The sequence below is a fragment of the Empedobacter sp. UBA2044 genome, assembly GCF_002333005.1.
GTDB lineage: Bacteria > Bacteroidota > Bacteroidia > Flavobacteriales > Weeksellaceae > Empedobacter > Empedobacter falsenii_B.
Genome location: NZ_DDBA01000018.1, coordinates 15,628 through 34,867, shown reverse-complemented (window position 1 = coordinate 34,867; position 19,240 = coordinate 15,628). Strand labels below are relative to the sequence as shown.

General features: G+C 29.3%; 20 protein-coding genes and 1 tRNA gene. 8 read left to right on the top strand and 13 right to left on the bottom strand.

Going from position 1 to position 19,240, the window contains the following annotated elements; all coding sequences use genetic code 11:
* The first annotated feature begins 3 nt into the window (after positions 1 to 3).
* The gene (locus tag B4E59_RS02065; RefSeq protein ID WP_114999389.1) at positions 4 to 663 is read left to right on the top strand and encodes a YggS family pyridoxal phosphate-dependent enzyme; all 660 of its coding nucleotides are present in this window, start codon (positions 4 to 6) and stop codon (positions 661 to 663) included.
* 86 nt (positions 664 to 749) lie between these two features.
* On the opposite strand, the gene B4E59_RS14615 is transcribed toward B4E59_RS02065, so the two are convergent.
* The 7 genes from B4E59_RS14615 to B4E59_RS02035 form a co-directional block, all read right to left on the bottom strand.
* On the bottom strand, positions 750 to 902 hold the full coding sequence (locus B4E59_RS14615) for a RidA family protein (RefSeq protein WP_084106958.1): 153 nt from the start codon (positions 900 to 902) through the stop codon (positions 750 to 752).
* Between the two features lie 227 nt (positions 903 to 1,129).
* Entirely contained in the window at positions 1,130 to 3,538 is a 2,409-nt protein-coding gene (locus B4E59_RS02060) for a TonB-dependent receptor domain-containing protein (protein WP_291051087.1), read from the bottom strand.
* Between the two features lie 132 nt (positions 3,539 to 3,670).
* Positions 3,671 to 4,387, bottom strand: a complete 717-nt coding sequence (gene ric, locus B4E59_RS02055) for an iron-sulfur cluster repair di-iron protein (protein ID WP_038337005.1) — start codon at positions 4,385 to 4,387, stop codon at positions 3,671 to 3,673.
* A 57-nt stretch (positions 4,388 to 4,444) separates the two neighbouring features.
* Positions 4,445 to 5,221 (bottom strand): class I SAM-dependent methyltransferase, encoded by a 777-nt coding sequence (locus tag B4E59_RS02050; protein ID WP_291051084.1) that lies wholly within the window; start codon positions 5,219 to 5,221, stop codon positions 4,445 to 4,447.
* A 65-nt stretch (positions 5,222 to 5,286) separates the two neighbouring features.
* Complete coding sequence (locus B4E59_RS02045; protein WP_038337007.1) at positions 5,287 to 5,727, bottom strand: RrF2 family transcriptional regulator; 441 nt, start codon at positions 5,725 to 5,727, stop codon at positions 5,287 to 5,289.
* Positions 5,728 to 5,800: 73 nt separating this feature from the next.
* Positions 5,801 to 6,253 (bottom strand): hemerythrin domain-containing protein, encoded by a 453-nt coding sequence (locus B4E59_RS02040; protein ID WP_038337008.1) that lies wholly within the window; start codon positions 6,251 to 6,253, stop codon positions 5,801 to 5,803.
* 138 nt (positions 6,254 to 6,391) lie between these two features.
* Positions 6,392 to 6,685, bottom strand: coding sequence for a hypothetical protein (locus B4E59_RS02035; protein ID WP_291051080.1), 294 nt, complete (start codon positions 6,683 to 6,685; stop codon positions 6,392 to 6,394).
* A gap of 164 nt (positions 6,686 to 6,849) precedes the next feature.
* Between B4E59_RS02035 and B4E59_RS02030 the strand changes: the two genes are divergently transcribed.
* From B4E59_RS02030 to B4E59_RS02010, 5 genes are all read left to right on the top strand, one after another.
* Positions 6,850 to 7,890, top strand: coding sequence for an o-succinylbenzoate synthase (locus B4E59_RS02030; protein ID WP_221855291.1), 1,041 nt, complete (start codon positions 6,850 to 6,852; stop codon positions 7,888 to 7,890).
* Positions 7,887 to 8,498 (top strand): DUF1684 domain-containing protein, encoded by a 612-nt coding sequence (locus tag B4E59_RS02025; protein ID WP_221855293.1) that lies wholly within the window; start codon positions 7,887 to 7,889, stop codon positions 8,496 to 8,498. The genes B4E59_RS02030 and B4E59_RS02025 overlap by 4 nt, the downstream gene beginning before the upstream one ends.
* Position 8,499: 1 nt before the next feature.
* Complete coding sequence (locus tag B4E59_RS02020; RefSeq protein ID WP_291051075.1) at positions 8,500 to 9,522, top strand: AMP-binding protein; 1,023 nt, start codon at positions 8,500 to 8,502, stop codon at positions 9,520 to 9,522.
* A 76-nt stretch (positions 9,523 to 9,598) separates the two neighbouring features.
* On the top strand, positions 9,599 to 10,471 hold the full coding sequence (locus tag B4E59_RS02015; RefSeq protein ID WP_291051072.1) for a tetratricopeptide repeat protein: 873 nt from the start codon (positions 9,599 to 9,601) through the stop codon (positions 10,469 to 10,471).
* A 250-nt stretch (positions 10,472 to 10,721) separates the two neighbouring features.
* A complete protein-coding gene (locus B4E59_RS02010; protein ID WP_125350110.1) occupies positions 10,722 to 11,102 on the top strand; it encodes a hypothetical protein in 381 nt (126 codons plus the stop codon).
* Positions 11,103 to 11,151: 49 nt separating this feature from the next.
* Here B4E59_RS02010 and B4E59_RS02005 read toward each other — a convergent pair whose 3' ends face one another.
* Both B4E59_RS02005 and B4E59_RS02000 read right to left on the bottom strand, forming a co-directional pair.
* The gene (locus B4E59_RS02005; RefSeq protein WP_125350109.1) at positions 11,152 to 11,490 is read right to left on the bottom strand and encodes a hypothetical protein; all 339 of its coding nucleotides are present in this window, start codon (positions 11,488 to 11,490) and stop codon (positions 11,152 to 11,154) included.
* A 114-nt stretch (positions 11,491 to 11,604) separates the two neighbouring features.
* The gene (locus B4E59_RS02000) at positions 11,605 to 12,357 is read right to left on the bottom strand and encodes a tetratricopeptide repeat protein (protein WP_038337013.1); all 753 of its coding nucleotides are present in this window, start codon (positions 12,355 to 12,357) and stop codon (positions 11,605 to 11,607) included.
* Between the two features lie 78 nt (positions 12,358 to 12,435).
* Here B4E59_RS02000 and mce point away from each other — a divergent pair, with 78 nt between their 5' ends.
* Positions 12,436 to 12,834 carry a methylmalonyl-CoA epimerase gene (gene mce, locus B4E59_RS01995; RefSeq protein ID WP_219034454.1) on the top strand — a complete coding sequence of 133 codons (399 nt, stop codon included), beginning with the start codon at positions 12,436 to 12,438 and terminating at the stop codon, positions 12,832 to 12,834.
* Positions 12,835 to 12,910: 76 nt separating this feature from the next.
* Positions 12,911 to 12,984 (top strand) — tRNA-Ile (locus B4E59_RS01990).
* A 292-nt stretch (positions 12,985 to 13,276) separates the two neighbouring features.
* Here the strand turns inward: B4E59_RS01990 and B4E59_RS01985 are convergent.
* The 4 genes from B4E59_RS01985 to B4E59_RS01970 all read right to left on the bottom strand — a co-directional run bounded on the left by B4E59_RS01985 (position 13,277) and on the right by B4E59_RS01970 (position 19,240).
* Entirely contained in the window at positions 13,277 to 14,821 is a 1,545-nt protein-coding gene (locus B4E59_RS01985; RefSeq protein WP_291051069.1) for an ATP-binding protein, read from the bottom strand.
* Positions 14,802 to 15,581, bottom strand: coding sequence for a Cthe_2314 family HEPN domain-containing protein (locus tag B4E59_RS01980; RefSeq protein ID WP_291051067.1), 780 nt, complete (start codon positions 15,579 to 15,581; stop codon positions 14,802 to 14,804). Before B4E59_RS01980 ends, B4E59_RS01985 begins: the two co-directional genes overlap by 20 nt.
* 126 nt (positions 15,582 to 15,707) lie before the next feature.
* Entirely contained in the window at positions 15,708 to 17,486 is a 1,779-nt protein-coding gene (locus B4E59_RS01975; RefSeq protein ID WP_291051064.1) for a hypothetical protein, read from the bottom strand.
* Positions 17,486 to 19,240, bottom strand: coding sequence for an McrB family protein (locus B4E59_RS01970; protein ID WP_291051062.1), 1,755 nt, complete (start codon positions 19,238 to 19,240; stop codon positions 17,486 to 17,488). The genes B4E59_RS01975 and B4E59_RS01970 overlap by 1 nt, the downstream gene beginning before the upstream one ends.

The following is a 19,240-nucleotide window of genomic DNA, read 5'->3' as shown; positions in this document are numbered from 1 at the left end:
AAAATGAGTATTCAAGAAAATTTAAAAACAATCGAAGCTACAATTCCTGCTCATGTGACATTGGTAGCGGTTTCTAAGACAAAACCTGTGGAGGATTTGCAAGAAGCTTATGCGGCTGGAATGCGAGATTTTGGTGAAAACAAGATTCAAGAAATGTGCGATAAATACGAAGTTCTTCCAAAGGATATACGTTGGCATATGATTGGTCATGTGCAAACCAACAAAGTGAAGTATATGGCGCCTTTTGTGCATTTGATACATGGAGTTGATAGTTTAAAATTGTTGAAAGAAATTCACAAACAAGCCCAAAAAAATAATCGCGTAATTGATGTGTTGTTGCAACAATTTATAGCAGATGAAGAAACAAAATTTGGCTTGGATGAAGAAGAAATTCAACAGATAATGCAAGAAGAAATTCAGCATTTACCAAATGTTCGCGTAGTTGGATTGATGGGAATGGCAACGTTTACGGAAGATGAAAGTCAAATTCGTGAAGAATTCCGTTCTTTAAAATCTAACTTTGATTCATTGAAATCTATTTATCAAAACATTTCTATTTTATCAATGGGAATGTCAGGAGATTATCAAATCGCGATAGAAGAAGGCAGTACAATGGTTCGCATTGGGAGTTCGATCTTTGGACATCGTAATTATTCGATTTAACAGAATAGTATTGCAATACAAAACCCCTGAAATTTATGTTTTAGGGGTTTATTATTTATACAACAATTTCTAAAAAGGTAAAGTGTTTAAATTGAGATTTCCACCAGAAATACATGGTTTTTATCGCTATTAGCTTCATGTAATATCGTTTCTATATTTTTAAAAACTAAGTTAGTTTGCTCTAAAATTGTTAACAGAATTTTTTTGGTTTCGCAATCTATTGGTAATTGACCAGAAATAGAATTCCATTATTCTATACATTGTGAGTAGTGTCCATTTGCAATTGGCATATTTTCTGTTTGAATAATTTTCATTTTCTTATAGGTTTTAAATATATCTTTATATCAAGATATATCACAAGTATATCAAATTAAAAAAACTATTGATAGAATTGGATCAATAATCATTATAAAAAAAATAAAACCTGAACAGATTTGTTCAGGTTCTATTCATTCAGGAATAAATTTTAACCATTTCCTCCACCGCCTCCGCCGCTTTGTTCTTGGTTAGATTTTGAGCGTTCTATATTAAATTGTTTTCCGAAATTGTAACTAATTCCAATACGATACATTCTGAAAGCTTGATTAACTCCCATATTTGTTACGTTGTTAGACGTACTTGTGTAAGTTCCATTTTTATTTTCGAAAAGGTTAGAGATATTGGCAGAGATTTGTAATTTCTTTTTAAATACCATTGCTCTCATACCAATGTTATGACGCATAAAATCTCCAAATTTGTCTAATCCATCTGTACTTTTTGTATAATATGAATAAGTGTAATTAGCAAAAAGTGTTTTCTTTTTATTTAAATCTAAATTATTTGTAATTCTAAATTCCCCATTCATTCCGTCTAATGTATAATTCATTTCAGGAATTTTACTGGTTGTTTTACGATAGAAAACATCTGCCGAAGCATTTACTTTCCACCATTTATAAGGTTTTACGTTGATGTTTTCACTTAAACCAATACTATATGTTTTTCCAATATTATAAGGCTTAGAAAGTGTAATCTTGGTATCAGGATCCATGATGCTTACTTGCTCAAAAAGATCATTCGCATTGCGGTAATACAAACTTGTTACCAATAAATCTTTATACGCATGCTCTAACTCGAAATTATTCGAATTAGAAGGTGTCAAATTTGGATTTCCTTCTGAATAATTATACTCATTTTGTTTCGTTCTTCTTGGATTTAAATACCAAATAAATGGACGATCTACACGACGACTATAGTTTAATGTAAACGAATGATTTTCCGATGATTGATACATCAAATAAGCGGTAGGATATAAGCCGTCATAAGTTTTTTCGTAATTATTTTTCGGATCTTCCATAATGCTTTTCACTTGTGCATGCTCATAGCGTACCCCAACTTTTCCTGTCAGCTTTTCACTCAATTGTTTTTCTACCGAATAATACAATGCGTAGACATTCTCTTTGTAATTGTATTTGCTTGCAAAATCGGTATCTTCATGGAAATTATCATTCGGATTAAGTTTTAAAAATCGTTGATTTTCCGCTTCATCTGTTGCCCAACGTAAACGCGTTCCATAATTCATTTTCCACGAATTAACAGGATGCTCCATATCGATACTTGCATTGAATCGGTTTGAAGAGCCGTCATTTAAGCTGTAATTATTTTCGTATTTACCAGGGATTTCTGCCCAATTAGGATCAAATTCGTTACTGATATTTTTGTTATTGCTATCGTTTCCGTTATTCGAATAGTCAAAATCGAATGTTAACTTTTTACCTTCGGTTTTGAATTTTTTGATGATATGGTAATTTAATCCCAGATAATTCCAATTCCATTTTCCACCATCCCAATTCGTCGTCATATAACGATTTGTTTTGTTGTTCACTAAATCGAAAATATCAATGACTGAATTTCCTTTACTTTCTCCTTTACCATCTGAAATATCTAAATTGAAACCTGTAATTAAGTTGTCATTGATTTGATAATCAATACCAATTCGACCACCATAATAATTGTTCTCATTTTTATTAATTCCGTCCGAAGTCCATTTTTGATCTGGATATAAAGTTGTATTTTTACTTTTACCATACCAATTTCCTAATCCACTGTAAATACTAGAAGTTAATGTCCATTTTCCTTTTCGGTAATTGATATTCCCGTTCAAATTGAATCCACCGTATTTTTGCTGGTTGTATGAAGTCGAAATAGAACCATTCAAACTTTCTTGTTTTGCATTTTTCAATACAATATTGATGATTCCACTGTTTCCTGTCGCATCGTATTTGGCTGGAGGATTTGTAATGACTTCAATTTTTTCAATATCTTCTGTTCGAATGGTTTTTAGATAATTTGACAATTGTTCACTGCTCATTTGCATTAATCGGTCATTAATCATGACGCTTACTGAACCTTTTCCTATAATCGAAATAGCATCTGTCGCTTCTTCCACCTTGATACGTGGCGCAAGTTTCAATGCATCTAAGGCATTTCCACCTTTTGCACCTTCTGCTTGATCGACATTGAAAATTAATCGATCTACTTTCTTTTCAACTAATTTTTTTTGACCTGTAACAACAGCTTCCGTTAAGGTTACATTTTCAGTTTTAGGAACTAAAATAATTCCTAAATCCGTATGATTCATAATCGTGAGAGAGGATGAATGAAGTAAAATTCCAGCTTCTTCAATTCTATACGTATAAGTTCCTTCTTCTAAAATAACCGTAAAGTGCCCATTTTTGTCAGTAGAAATTTCATCTATAATTTTTTCGCCTTGAAAAATGATTACATCTGCTAACGCTATTGGAGCTTGATTGGTATATTGAAAAGTTCCTTTTATTTCTTGTTGAGCAAAAGTATGAACAGATGCAATACAAATAATTGGAAGAAAATATTTTTTCATTTATAGGGTTGTTTACAAATAAGACGCATCAATCATCAAAAAGTTACAAAACTATAAGTGAAAATATCTTAAATAATAATGAATTAAAGAATCAAAAACTCCCAATAAGGGGATTATTGGGAGTGAATAAACTTATTTAAGTTCTTTTTCTAATTGAATAGATTTTGGAAATAGAATGTTGTTTTCGATGTGAATATGAGTATGCAAATCATTCTCGAATTCTTCTAACATTGCATAGGTCACGCGATAAGTGTTACACGCATCTGCTGGTGGAGTGTAATGATTGGTAAGTTCTGCAATCCTTGCAAAACGATCACCTTCTGCGGTATGTTCATGTTCCATCATGTGAACTGGATTTTCAACTGTACCAAAATGAGGAACTTCTAATTCTATTCCTCTTTTCTTTGCATGAGTCATTTTTTTGATAAATGGAAAAAGAATTAATTCTTCTTTTTTTAAATGAGCACTCAAATCTTGAGCTGTTTGATTAAATAAAGCGTTTATTTCATAAAGTACTGGATGTCTTTCACCATGAACTTTGCATAATTTGTCTAAGAAAGCGAGTAAAACAGGTATTTTTTCTTCCACATAAGCATGATGTATTTTTTCAACATATTCACTTAGCAAATCCAATGGCCACGATTTAAAATCAATTGAAGCTTCGGTTTGAGAAGGTAAATTTTCCAAATCATTATACACTTTGTTTACATCTGTAGTTTTATTTTCACAGGCTTCTTCGATGGTTCTTCCACCACGGCAACAAAAATCAATGCCATGTTTTTTGAAAATCGCCGCAGTTCTAAAATCTTCTGAGACCATTTCTCCGATTAAATCTGTTTTTATGTCCATAATAGAATACTTTTTATCTTTTATTAAATTAAATTTTTTTTGAGCCTTACAGCATTATTATTTTTTCTTTGCAATCATGACAAAAGCACACAAATGTTCTTCGTATTTTTTGAAAACTTTCTTCATTTTTATTACTCTTTCTCTCACTTCTGTTTGAGTTGCAATATTTTTTATGATAGTTAAAAACCCTGAAAATCCTTCATCATCAATTAATCTTGAAAGTTCAAGCAGGCGCATTTCAGCTGTTTTAATTTCAATAATTTCGAAACCTTCTTCTTTTACAAGAATTTTCCATTCTTCAACTGTTAATGGTCTTGCATTAACATTCATCGTAATTGCAAGCTCTTTTTGAATGTTCTTTTTGATTTCATCTGAAATATTATTCGGTTTTAATGCTAATTCATGAATTGCATAGTATCCATCTTTTTTTAGAACACGATGAGCTTCTTTTATGATTTCACTTTTACGATGATTGGCATGCATCGTTAGCATAGCTTCTCCAAAAATTTTAGTTTGAGAACAGTCATCAAGTCTTGTGTCAGCAGCATTTCCTAATTGAAAAACAGCTTTTTGATTATCAAATTTTTGATTTAAATTCTCGATAATTTTTTCGTCTAAATCAATTCCAATGTATGATGTTGGCTGTTTGTCAAGTACAATAGAAGTGGTATAACCAAGCCCAGGAGCAAATTCTACAATCGCATCATTTGTATTGATATCTAACAATTCAACCATTTCATTTGTCAACTTTTTTCCTCCAGGTCTTAGTACTTTTTTTCCTATTTTAGCAAGGAGCCAATGTCCAGACATTTTATCAATTGTATCATTTTTCATTTGAGTAAGTTTTTTATTTTCAATTGAAATAAAAAAGACCTTTTTATCTTTTATTAAGGTAAATTTTATTCTAAATTTAATTTTAGAAATACTTCTTGCGAATCTAATTTCTCAACCAATTGGTTGATAGTAGTTGTTTCTAATAAATGCTTTAAAGTATTTCGTATTTCTTTGAATTGCTGATGCAAAGGACAAGGATTTTTTTCTGAACATCGTTTTAGTCCAAGTGCACAACCACTAAAAATTTTATCTCCATCAAAATGTCTAACAATTACAGCCAACGAATTTTTCATATATTTTTCATCGAGATGAAAACCACCATTTGGTCCTTTTGTAGACTGTAAAAGATTTTTTCGAACCATTTCTTGCAAAATTTTTGCAATAAAATATTCAGGAGAATCAATTCCTTTCGCTACATCTTTTATTCCAACTCGATTTCCGTCTTTGGTTTGCTGTGCGATATAAATTACTGCTCTAACGGCGTATTCACAAGTTTTTGATAACATTTACAATTCTTTTACACTACAAATATACATCATTTCTTTAATAAAAGAGTAAAAGGTGTTTTATTAATTCTAATTATTTCCAAAATTCGTCTTCAAAATTATCAAATGGTTTTGTGTGCGAGTTTTCTAATCTTTTACCTATTTGTTTCAAATCACTTTCATCAAGATTTTCTTGTAAGTAAGGAAACCATTCACGTTCCTCGAATCGAATATGATTTTTTAATAAATGAGCAAATTTTTCTACTATTGATTTCTCTGGATGTTGAGCAATCTTTTGTGCTAAAACCTTTAATTCTTGATGTTCGGTTTTAATTTGTTGGTTGTATGTTTCGTTTGAATAGGGAAAAATAATCGTTTCTTCATGTTTAAAGTGCTCAGAAAGATGATTGTTCCAAAAATATTCAACATAAGATGCAATTCGTTCTAATGCAATATTTTTAAAGAAACCTTGTTCAATTTTCCAACTACAAAGCAATCCAAAATGATGATCCTTTGATAAAACGACAATGTGTTCACTTCTTTTCATAATTAACTGTTTTTGTGAATTAAAGTTATGACAATTTTTCACTAAAATTCTTTTTAGTATTCTATTTTAAAATTTAGACGTATTTCAGATCTTTTTTAGGTTGACATAAATGGAAAAGTATTCAATAAAAAAATCATTCTAATTTCCTGCTATTGGACTACCGAAAACTCCGACAGCTAATTCAGTCCATATTAATAAACCAATGAGTAAAACCATTATGCAGAAAAAGATTTTATTTTGTAAACGGTTAGTCAGTTGTAGAATGTAGTTTATCGTTAATCCAATAACCGAAAGTAAAATAAATGCAATAATAAAATCAAATAAACTCCAGTTGACTTCATTTGTAAATTGCATAGCAATTAGTGGAATTGTTATTATTAGACCAATTATTCCAAAAATTAAAGATTGTTTAAGGTGTATTTTTGTATTCATAACTAACTATTTATTGAAATCACTTTGAGAAATAAAGTAATAAAATAAAAATGAGATTAAAAAAAAATAGTTTAATTGATAAATTGTGAACGATTGAGTTTCGATTTAATGAAAAATTAATTTAAATCAATATTTTTCTAAAAAGCATTGTTTAAATTTGAAGTATGAAAGCAAGTTTTGAACCTTATATTTTGAAATTCAAAAATCCAAGCGGTACTTCGCGCGGTGTTTTGACAGAGAAATTGACCTATCTTTTTACATTAGAAGAAGATGGGAAAGAATATGTTGGTGAATGTGGATTGTTTAAAGGATTGAGCTTTGATGATCGTCCTGATTATGAAGAAAAATTGCAATGGGTTTGTGACAATATTGACTTAGGAGTTGATGAATTGTGGCGTGAATTGCGCGAATGGCCTTCGATTCAGTTTGGAGTAGAGCAGGCTTTTCAGAGTATGTTTGCGAATCGTTACAACGAAAATTATACAGATAAATTGAATCCTGATTTGTATGAATCAGCTTTTTCGACAGGTGATAAAGGTATTCAAACTAATGGTTTAATTTGGATGGGTTCGATTGATTTTATGCGCGAACAAATCAAAGAAAAATTAGCGATTGGTTTCAACTGTATCAAGTTGAAAATCGGTGTTGATTGGGAAAATGAGCATAAGATTATTCAACAATTAAGACAAGATTTTTCTGCAGATCAATTAGAATTAAGAGTAGACGCGAACGGAGGTTTTACGTTTGAGGAAGCAAAAGTGGTGTTGCAACAATTGGCTGATTTAAAAATACATTCGATTGAACAACCTATCAAAGCTGGACAAGTAGAGTTGATGGCAGAGTTATGCGCTGCTACACCAACACCAATCGCATTGGACGAAGAGTTAATCGGAATTGTTCATCAAGAAGATAAATTCAACTTATTAGAAAAAATCAAACCGCAATATATTATTCTAAAACCAAGTTTGGTTGGGGGAATTAGAGGTTCGTTGGAATGGATTAATGCAGCAGATACATACGAAATTCCGTTTTGGATAACATCAGCATTGGAAAGTAATATAGGCTTAAATGCTATTGCACAATGGACAGCGATTTTATATCCAGAAATGCCACAAGGATTGGGCACAGGAGGTTTGTTTACAAACAATTTCCCAAGTCGATTAGAATTAAGAGGAGAATATTTATTTCGAAACAAATTAGCATGAATAAAGTAATTATCGCATTTTTTGCAACAATCGTTTTAATGAGTTGTCAAACGACAAAAAAAACAATTGATTTAGTTGCAATTCAAAAATATCAAACCGAATTGGCGACTTTTTATACTGATCTTAAAACGACGCCATTGGTAGACGAAGAAAAAACGAATTTCAAAGGCATTACATTTTTTCCGATCAGCGAAAAATATATAGTGAAAGCGAAATTTACGCCAATCAAAGATGGAAAGGTGATTCCGTTTCCTACTTCTGCGAAAAAAATCAAAAATTACAAAGAATACGGAACGGTAACGTTCATGTTGGATAATGTTGAACAAACGCTGACGGTTTATCAATCTTCACCAATTATGGAGAAATATGCAGACAGTTTGTTTTTACCTTTTATGGACGAAACAAACGGCGTGACGTCTTATGGAGGTGGACGTTATTTGGATTTGAGTACAAAGGATTTAGGTACAACAGCCAATGAAATTACGTTGGATTTTAATCAAGTGTATAATCCATATTGTGCATATAGCAAACATTACAATTGTCCCATTCCGCCAGCGAATAATGTGTTGGATATCGAAATTAATGCAGGTGTAAGTTATCATAAATAGAATGTTGTATTTAGATTTTTCTCAACCTAACTATGATGTCAACGCTATTGAAGTTACCAACGAATTTGAACAATCCATAAAAGATTTTTTGGTTGAATGGTTTTCTGATTCTGAGGTGATGATTGCGCATACTTCGGGGTCTACTGGAACTCCGAAAGAGATTATTTTGACCAAAGAGAATATGCGAAAAAGTGCGAATATGACGGGAAAACATTTGCATTTAGAGAAAGGAAATTCGGCTTTATTGGTGATGCCTGTTACTTATATTGCTGGAAAATTGATGTTGGTTCGTGCAGTAGAAATCGGATTGAAATTGATTTGTATGCAACCAACTTCTCATATTTCTTTGAATGAAATTAATAGTGGAATTTCGCAAAATTTTACCTCGATTGATTTTGTTGCGTTAACGCCTATGCAAGTTGAAAATTCGTTAGATTTTGTTTCAAGATGTCAGAAGTTAATTATCGGAGGAGCGCCTCTTTCGGAGAAAGTGAAACAAGAATTGTTTGCTTTTGAGAACGAAGTCTACGAAACGTATGCAATGACGGAGACGATTACACATATTGCGTTTAAACAAGTTGCGAATCAAAAATATCCTAATGCAGAACAAGTTTTTGAAGCGTTTGATGAGGTAAAGATTTCACAAGATGAGCGAGGTTGTTTGGTGATTGATACGCCTTATGATGGATTGCAAGTTGTAACGAATGATGTGGTTGAATTGATTGATACACGAAAATTTAACTGGATTGGTAGAGCGGATAATGTGATTAATTCGGGTGGAATAAAATTATTTCCAGAACAAATAGAAAATAAGCTGAAATCGTTTATTCATTCTGATTTTTATATTACCTCAAAAGCAGATGAATTATTAGGTCAGAAATTAATTTTAGTGGTAGAAGGAGAGGAGAGGAGCCTGGATTTTTCTTTGGCAGATTTAACCAAATACCAAGTTCCGAAAGAGATTGTTTTCATACCTACATTTTCTCGAACGGAAAGTGGTAAAATAAAACGACAACAGTTTTAGGATCGACCTATTTTTTTATTTTGTTCGTGTATTTTACCTAAAATAGCTTAATTTTAGCACTACTAAAACTTATACTGTGGATTACAATCGACTTTTTAATGATATTTTTTTCTTGATTTTTGATGATAAAATGGATGAAAATCAATATCCAATTTGGAAAAGTTTTTCGTTTATTCACAATCCGATTCAGCAATTAATTAAGGCACAAGATTTATTAAATCAGTTGCTTCACGAATATCCAAAAGATAAAAAAGCACTTTTTCTGAAAGGAGTTGTTCAGCGCAATTTAAACTTCAACGAAGAATCGATTTTGTATCTTTTAGAAGCAAAAAAGGAAGATTATTACTTGTATGCTGCGAATTTCTACATTGCCGAATATTATATTCATAAATTGAAATTTGATGAAGCGCAAAAGTATTTGAAAGAAATTGAAATTGTGTATCCTACCAATCAACGTTTTCTTTTCTTATCGATTTTAGTGAGTTTAGAATTGTTTGAATTTGATGAAGCTAAACGATATTTGAATATTTTGTATCAATTGGTTGAGGATAAACAAGTTTTAGAATTATTGAGTAAAAACCTTCAGATTACTGAAGAAATTGTCTTGAAAACGACAAATCGATTGGTCTTAAAAAATTTCAAGTTGAGAAGTTTTAATTATAATCTTCAGCTCAAAACAAATTTGATTGCTTTTTATAAGAATTTCGCTGATATCGGGGTTAATTTTAATGGAATCAATTGTTTTATTATGGCACTTACCTTGAAGCAAATTACGTTGTATCCTACGTTTCATAATCTTGAACTTTATAATGTTCAAACGATTTTAGATTATATTGATGTTGATAAAAAAGGGATTCAAATGCGCTTAGAAGACATTGATTTTGACCATGATTTTGTCAAAAATTACCACGAATATTTAGAAGTCGAAATTCTATTGAAAGAAGATTAGTTTTTTTACTCAACTACATTTTTCTCAAGGAAATATTTTTGTTGTGATCTTGAATCGAGTTGAAGATGACTGAAGTAGTTTAGAATAATCTGAGATTCTTCGACAGGTTTAGAATGACAATAATGTCAAGTTGAGTTTATTTCAGTTTTGCATAAATAGATGAAGACTTTTCTATTGAAATGATAAATAGGTAACGTGAATAAAAGTGGACAATCAGAAAAAAAACTTTAATTTTGCTAAAATTTATAAGATGGAATTTGTTCAAGATAAGGAAGAAGTTTTTGATAACGTCGAGTTGTTTTTGGAAAGTCTAGAAGTTGGAACGGATGAAGAAAAAAAGAAATCGATTCAGTTAATCAAAAAATCAAAAACATTTTTGGTGATTGATGCGGACGAGGTGATGGTTTTTGCGCCAAGTACATTTATTGGAATTAAAGAAAATAACATTCAGCAGTTTACAGGGAAGTTATTGGAGCACGAAACTAATCCCATTCTAACGAAATTGTTCGGTTCTACACCAAAAATTGATAAAACTTTGGACGAATTATTTTTAGATTTTTGCGACGAAATAGAAGTTAATCGCAATGATGTTGGGATTTCCCGAGATTATTGGATTATAAAAAATATGTAAAAAAAAGAGCTTTTCATCTACAACTGAAAAGCTTTTTTCTCTTAAAAGGCTAAAGAATAACATTGATTTTTGCTTTGCTAATAGGTTTTATTCCAGCCAAAGCGCCATCAATTTCGCACTTCAACAAACCACTTCCGCCACCATAATGATGGATTTGCTTTATCGTAGGGAAATAAGTGCTTATCCATTCCTCCATTTTCTCTACCTCCGAAGCACCAATTCCACTACTGTATAATATTATTTGGATATTATTTGTTGATACGTATCCTTTCAATTCTTCTTGTGAGCAGGTACAAAATGCTTTCCAGTTTTCATTTTTGTTGATCACGCGTTCTAACGTGTCTACAATTTCTTTGTTTTTACCATATACGGCGATTTGTACTTGCATATTAGATTAATTTTAAGGCAAATTAACAACACAACGCATGGTCTAACATTGATTTACGATAAGAAATAAATGACATAAAAAAAAATCGTTCCAATTCGAAACGATTTCTATGTTTTATTGTTGATTTTCTAATTGTGCTAATCTTTCGGCAGCTAAATAAAATTCAGGATTCAACTGCAATGCTTTTTTGTATTCCTCTACAGCTTCGGCTTGTTTCTCAAATTTTTCTAGGATTGCGCCTTTGTTGTAGTATGATAAGAAATGATTTGGATTTAACTCGATTGATTGATTAAAATCATTCAATGCATTTTCTAAATCATTCAAAACAAAATAAGTATTTCCTCTGTTGTAATACGACAAGAAATGTGGCTTCATTTCAATTACTTTCGAATAATCTTCGATTGCTTTATCCAATTGTTGCAATTGATCGTAGCAAAATGCACGATTGTGGTAACATGATTCGTAATCTGGATTAATCTCTAAAGCTTTATTGAAACATTCGATCGCCTCATCGTATTTGTTCAAATTCATCAATACATAACCTTTTTGATGATAAGCTACAAAACTTGCCGGATCAATCTCGATCACTTTATCAAAATTCTCAGCTGCTTTTGTTGGATTATATTGATTGAAATTTGCCATTCCTCTGTAGAAATAGAAGTTTGGATTTTTATCATCTAATTCAATTGCTTTATCAAAATCCTTGATTGCATCTGTATTTTGTTTCATATAATATTGGCTCAATCCACGACCGAAATATGAATTTGCCACTTCTATTTGACGCTTAATCGATAATGTAAAATAATCAATCGCTTTTCTATACTGACCTTTGCGGAGATATTGACTCCCATCTTCATAAAAACTCATAGTTCAATATTACAACAAACTCTTTAAATTTTAAATAAAAAATTTTAGAAAAGTTTATCTTTACGCAAAACAACACACATGAAAATAGAACATTTAGGGATTGCCGTTAAAGATTTGGGATTATCGAATGAATTGTTCGAAAAATTATTAGGAAAAGCACCGTACAAAGAAGAAGCAGTGGAGTCGGAAGGTGTGAGAACCTCTTTTTTTGAAGTAGGCGAATCGAAGATCGAATTGGTCGGTTCTGAAAAAAATGATAGTGCTATTGAAAAATATTTAGAAAAAAATCGCGAAGGAATTCACCATATTGCTTTTGGAGTAGATGATATCGAACTCGAAATAGAGCGTCTTAAAAATCAAGGGTTTACTTTTATTAACGAAACGCCAAAATTGGGAGCAGATAATAAACGTATTGTTTTTTTACACCCTAAAACAACAAATGGCGTATTGGTAGAGCTTTGCGAAGATGTAAAATAATTTTGAAGTTCAAAAAAATAGCTTTAATATTGCAAACGAATTAGGTGATAGCTTCCTTTTTATTGCTTAATTCTCTGGTCCTATAACTCAGTTGGTTAGAGTAGCTGACTCATAATCAGCAAGTCCTTGGTTCGAGCCCAAGTGGGACCACTGAAAATCCCGATAAACACACTGTTTATCGGGATTATTTTTTTATTGGGGGTTAGTTAGGGGGTATTTATATTTATTTGTATATTTACACAACTAATGTATTAAGCACTTTTAGTTAATCGGTTATTAACAATAAAGTTTAAATGCTATGAAATGCATTAGTTGCGCAGGTTTAAAACCTGTATTTGTGAGAACATATACAAGAATTCGTTTTGGAAAACTTGAAAATGTAACACAACATTGTCGTTCTTTACCTTATCAAGGTCAATTACGATTATTTTAGAAGTGAGTTTTATAACTCACTTCTTTTATTTAATATAAATTCTCTCATTAGATCTACAGATTCTTCTAATTGTATAGGTGTAAATCTCTGATTCAAAGTATTTTCAGGGTGGTGGATTTGATGTCTAATATATTCTGTAAGAATTTTTCTTTCTGTAATTTGATTTTCACCTCTCATTCGTAGATAATTAATTTCTGTTTTACCTACTTTAAATTCATTCAACCAACTTTCTGCTTCAATGAAACCATATAATTCATTATGGTATTCATCTGTTAAATCTTTAAATGCAATATAGTTTATTTCATTTAAAGAAGGATAAGGTAATTGATTAGGTAAAACCTCTGAAATAGATTTATTTCCTTCTTCATCTTTATTGATTAATCTTAAATTTTCGAACTCCAATCCCTTAACAACTATAGAGCTATGCGTTGTTAATAAAACTTGTGTGTTATCGGCTAGAGATAATTCTTTAAAAGCTTTAATTAATAATCTTTGATGATCAGTATGTTGAGAAGTTTCAGGTTCTTCAATTGCATAAATGACAGATTGTGAATTACCAGATTGCATTCTCCTTTCGGCTTCAGCCCTAAAAAAGTTTAATAAAATTAATCTTTTAACACCACTACCTCTTTTATTAATTGGAATGTTTTCGTCACCAGTTATTGAAACATTTTTAAAAACATCTACCCATTTTAATGAACTTGCTGTAGGAATTATTGGATTCAAAGAATTTGCGATATCAGGATTCATTTCTCTTAATTTCGCTAAAGTTGCATTGGAAACAGCATTCAAATGAGCAGAAACGCGTTCTGCGATATCTTCAAACATTGAGATAACTGTTTGATCTGTTAAGATTTGAGAAACTGCTTTTTTTAAAGGATCTTGGACTTCGCTGTCATTATCACTATTTTTTCTATCAGATTGAAAAAGACAATATAATGGGAGGTATGTTTGTATTTTTTCCCAAATATTTTTAGCATCTTCTTTAGATGTGTCGATTTCAATCTCATTTAATTGTAAGTCATCAGCAAAATGATTCCAAATTGCAGTTCGCATAGTAGCGTTAATTGTTTGATTATCACATTCTATTTCGTTTTGAGTGATGATTCTTCTATATTCTGTATTCTTTTTTATTAATAACTCTGAACAATTTGCATTAGTTGGATGATTTGCTTTAATAAATACCTTTGCTGCTCCTGCATTTGGATATTTTTTGATAATTTCTAGCTTATTATTAGAATTTAAAAGATACTCATTTTCAAATGTAGTAGGATTTGTTGCATCAATAGTGATTGAATCTGGTAAATCTGTAAATATTGCAGTAATAAATATATCTCTATCCCCCTCTTCTAATGCAGATTTATTGATATCATCTTTATCTAATTTGATTACATAATCTCCTTTTCCGTCATGAAAAAAAATATCTAAAGCTTCTAATATTGTTGATTTTCCAATATCATTTTTACCAACAAATACGGTTAAATCATCAATTTTAATTTCTGTTTCTTCTTTGTAGCTTCTAAAGTTTTTTAGCTTAATTGAGTGTAGCTTCATTGTTTAATGTGTTTTTAAAAAAGTATTCAATAATTAGTATGTTAAATTTTTTAATAAAATCTTCAGATAGATTTATTACTTCATTGAAGAAAATAACTTTTTCCTTTTTATGTTTTTTTACTTTTGATTCTAAAATAAATTCAGGCATTAAATTTTGAATTTCATCATCAATTTCAATATTCATCTTTTTACATAGTTTATAAAACCCAAGTTTAGATGCTAAATCTTTATTTAAATTATCTAAATATATGGCTCTATGTGTATTTAAGTGTCTATGATTAATTTGATTTTCAAATGTTTTATTATATGCTTCAATTAGTTTATGAAATTCCGAGTTGACAAAAGCTGGTTTAGTTTTCATAGAATTCAAATTACAATTTTTACTTTTTAGGTTTAAATTTAGAATATCATTAACTGCAATCTTTATAACCTCTAAAATTGTATGAATTTTATGAATTAAAACTTCATTATGATATTTTATGAAATCTATTTCTATAATATCATTTTCTTCGTAATACTTTCTTAATGGATATCTTTTAATAAATATTAAGCACTTTTTTAAATCATTATGTAAATCATCTAATTGAATTATATAATCATGGATATTAAGGCTTATTTTTAAGTTTTTAGGCATATTTTTATGATGATCATTTTCATTGTAATTTTTGCTTTTAATATATCGTTGAAGATATTTCATGTTATATTCAGTTAATATTTTCAAATGATACATATAAATACTTTCTAAGTCTTCTTCTGTCATGAATGAATATTTACTATTTTTAATTTGTTAGTGATTTAAATTCTTTTAATAAAAGTACAACAGATGAAAGACAAGATGTGTCGCTAAAAATTTAATATGCAAAAAAAAACACTCAAAATGAGTGTTTTAATTAAATTTATATTCTTCTATTAGAGGTTTAATAGATGTACTATTAGATACATAATTAAACTCACGCATTTTTGATTCTCTATTATCATAAACAGTGAATCTATCTAACAAGTTATTTCCTGATTTTTCTTCCTTCGAAGGATTAATTGCTAATATCAGTCTTTTTGGATTAGATATAGTTCTTATTATTTTACCTGTTAAAAATCTAAATTCAGAATTAACAAAAGATTTTAAATCTTCTTCAGTTTCGAATAATAATTGATAGAAATTAAAACCACTATGATTTTTAAAATATGCCTTAAAATGAGTTTTGAAAGTATTTTTAAATAGTTCTCTAGTTTGAATTAATTTATCATTAGAATAGTTTGAATAACTATTTAAAACGAACAGAAAGTTTATTTCATAATAGTTTATAAATAGAGTATCTCTATCAAATAAACGCTCTTTAAAATGTGCATTCTTTTCTGTTCCTTTTTCTATATTTTGAATTAAACCATTTGTATCAAAATCATTTATATCTTTTATAACACCTTGTATAAAGAAATTTGGTGATATACTATAACCTTCAGTAATTTCATCTCTATAACGAATTGATTTATTTATTAGAGAAGGTATTTTAGCATTTTCCTGTAGCAAATCAATATTATATTGTATCACATTCTTTGCATAAGTGAATTGTTTATAAATAGAATTATCACTTACATTAGAGTTATGCTTATAATACTTTGAATCTCCTATATAGAATATACTTTCGTCTGTATCTAATATGCTATCAAATTCGAATAAATGATCTAATATTTTACCATCTTGATTGTTTTTAAGATAGTTTAAAGAAATACCATTTGATGTTTTCCTATCTGAAAATTTGTCTGATAAAAGCTTATCAATCATATCTTCAAATACATTATGGTATTGTTTTACAATGATAAAATCATCACTTTTATTTTTGACACTTCCAACAAAAGACTTCTCAAAAAACAATACTAATAAGTTATAAATAGCTTTTAACTTATCTGAATAGTAATTGTTTTTAATCTTTTTGATTTTATATAAACCTGTTTCTAAAAAGATTTTGAATCGCTCTCCTTTGATTAAGTTATATGGACAATCTATTATTACATCTACTTTATATTCGTCTTTTAAATGCTGTAAAACCGAATAGAAATAAGTCATTAATATTTCGTCATCATTTATTTTTTTAACCTTTGTATTTAGGTTATCGTAAATTGGAGTATTACCAACAAATATAGGTTGTTGCTTTCTTATGGTCTTATTCCAGCTTACTTTTTTATGTTTTAATGACTGTTGTTCTTTGGTATGAAAAATAAAAAAGTCTTTATTCTTCTTGTAGAAGTTTAATATCGTTAATACTAAATCCAAGAATGTAAATTCGTTCGTACCTACATTCGTACTTAATTGTAGTGTATCTCCTAATTGAATGATTTTACTATCAACCCTATTTTTATATTCTGCTAAAGATTTATAAAATAGAATTAAGAATTTTCGAAACCAATTCAATAAAGTTATATCCTTTTTTAAGAGTGATTCTATATTTTCGTTGAATAAACTTAAATAAGGAATATTAGTGTCTAAAAACTCATCGTTATCTGTAATGAATAATTTCGGCAAAAAATAGTATAGTTGGTTATCATTGGAATGATAATAACCAACCACATCTATATATCCATGACTACCTATTTGATGATAAAATTTATCACCAAAGCATTTTTCTAAATCATTGATATTGTATTTTGCACCTTCAAATAATATTCTCATTATTCTTCAGATTCAGATTTCTTTTCGTTATATTCTTCTCCGTTAGGCTCGGCAGCTTCACCCACCACTTGATTTTCTTGACTATATTCTACTATTTCTTTATCTTCTGACTTTATTACTGGAACATTTAGAATGTCTGACAATAAATGAATTAGCAACCTATCTTGTTCGTCTTTATTATAAAAGTTATTGAATGAAATATCTCTATTCTTAGTACCATCAGTATTTCTTTCTATAAAAATATTATCTGGGTTAAACACCTCATCTTTAAATACATCATTCCATAAATAGAATAATACTTTGTTAATGAATAATTCTTTTGAGATACTATTTTCAGATTTAGAAGCATTGATAAACCAATTTCCGATCTGTTTATCTTCGGATTTGGTTACACTATAAATTTTATCATTGACTTTAGATAAGAATTCCAGCCAAGAATATTGATGAGTGTCATCAATTTTGATAGTAAAATTAGATTCAGTAGATTTTAAATCAATAGGTACATAATGCCAATCCCATCTACGTTTGAAAGCAGAATCCATAGGATATAATGATTGGTCAGATGTATTCATAGAAGCTAATATTGATAAATTATTAGGCATTTGCAATTTACCATCAAATAATAAATTTACTTTAGCATCCTCCTCAGTTTTATCCTTATTTAATTCATTTTCCTGTTCTTTTAAATATGCCTTTAATTCAGATGATGGCTCAATATTATATTCAGGATTACGGTCTAGTAATTGAAAAATATCTCCAAAAATTTCTGCACAATTTCCTCTGTTTATTTCTTCAATTACTAAGTAATAATCGTCATTTGTATTACTCCAAGCTTTTACGTACAAATCTGTAAATATTTGTGGTACAAATTTGTATTTAATTTTATCGTCATCTTCTGTATCTGTAAATGGTTTATATCCACCTACAAATGAATGGTAATCATAATCGGGATGAAATGTTACTCTTGAATAATAATCGCCTTTTGCCCCAAGTTTTTTTAATTCTTCTTTTATTGCATGTGATTTACCTGTACCAGGAGGACCAAAATATATTTTGTTGAAGCTATTATGATTTTTAAAACTAAATTCTTTTAAAAATTTCTGATAGTTATCTTTATTAAGTATAGCTCTTGGAACATGTGTTGAACTAGCTTCACTAAAAGCCCAAAATTCAGAATCTTTATTCCAGATATTTGTATTTATTGATTCTATTTTTGATTCAATTTCATTTAATTCAATTACAAATAAATCTTCACCAAATGATTCTTTATATTTATCGTTAATTTTTTCTAACCCATTTATTGTTTTATCGTAATTATTCTCATAATAATTACTTTTTAGATTAGCATTTAACCATTTTGCAAATTGATAAATTAAATTAAAATCTTTAATATCTGTAGTTAATTGACATTGCTTGTTGTCAATTTTTAATAAAAAATTATTAAAAAAATCACCTAATAAATTATTGTATTCTTCAACATTAATTAGTTTAATATTAATACCAGAATCAAAGGCAATAAAAATATCATTAAAAAACTCTAATGATTTAAAAACTTTTATGGCATTATCTTTAATATCTACAATTTTTAAAACATAAAACAAACCAGGATTACTATAGCAAACTATGATATCATCTTTTGAAAAAGTAAATTGAGGATTAAAATTTGATGTATCAAAACTAAATTCATCACCAGCTGGAAACGCAGAAAATGTATCTACACCAGAATATACGTTATATAAAAAATATTTAGCCAT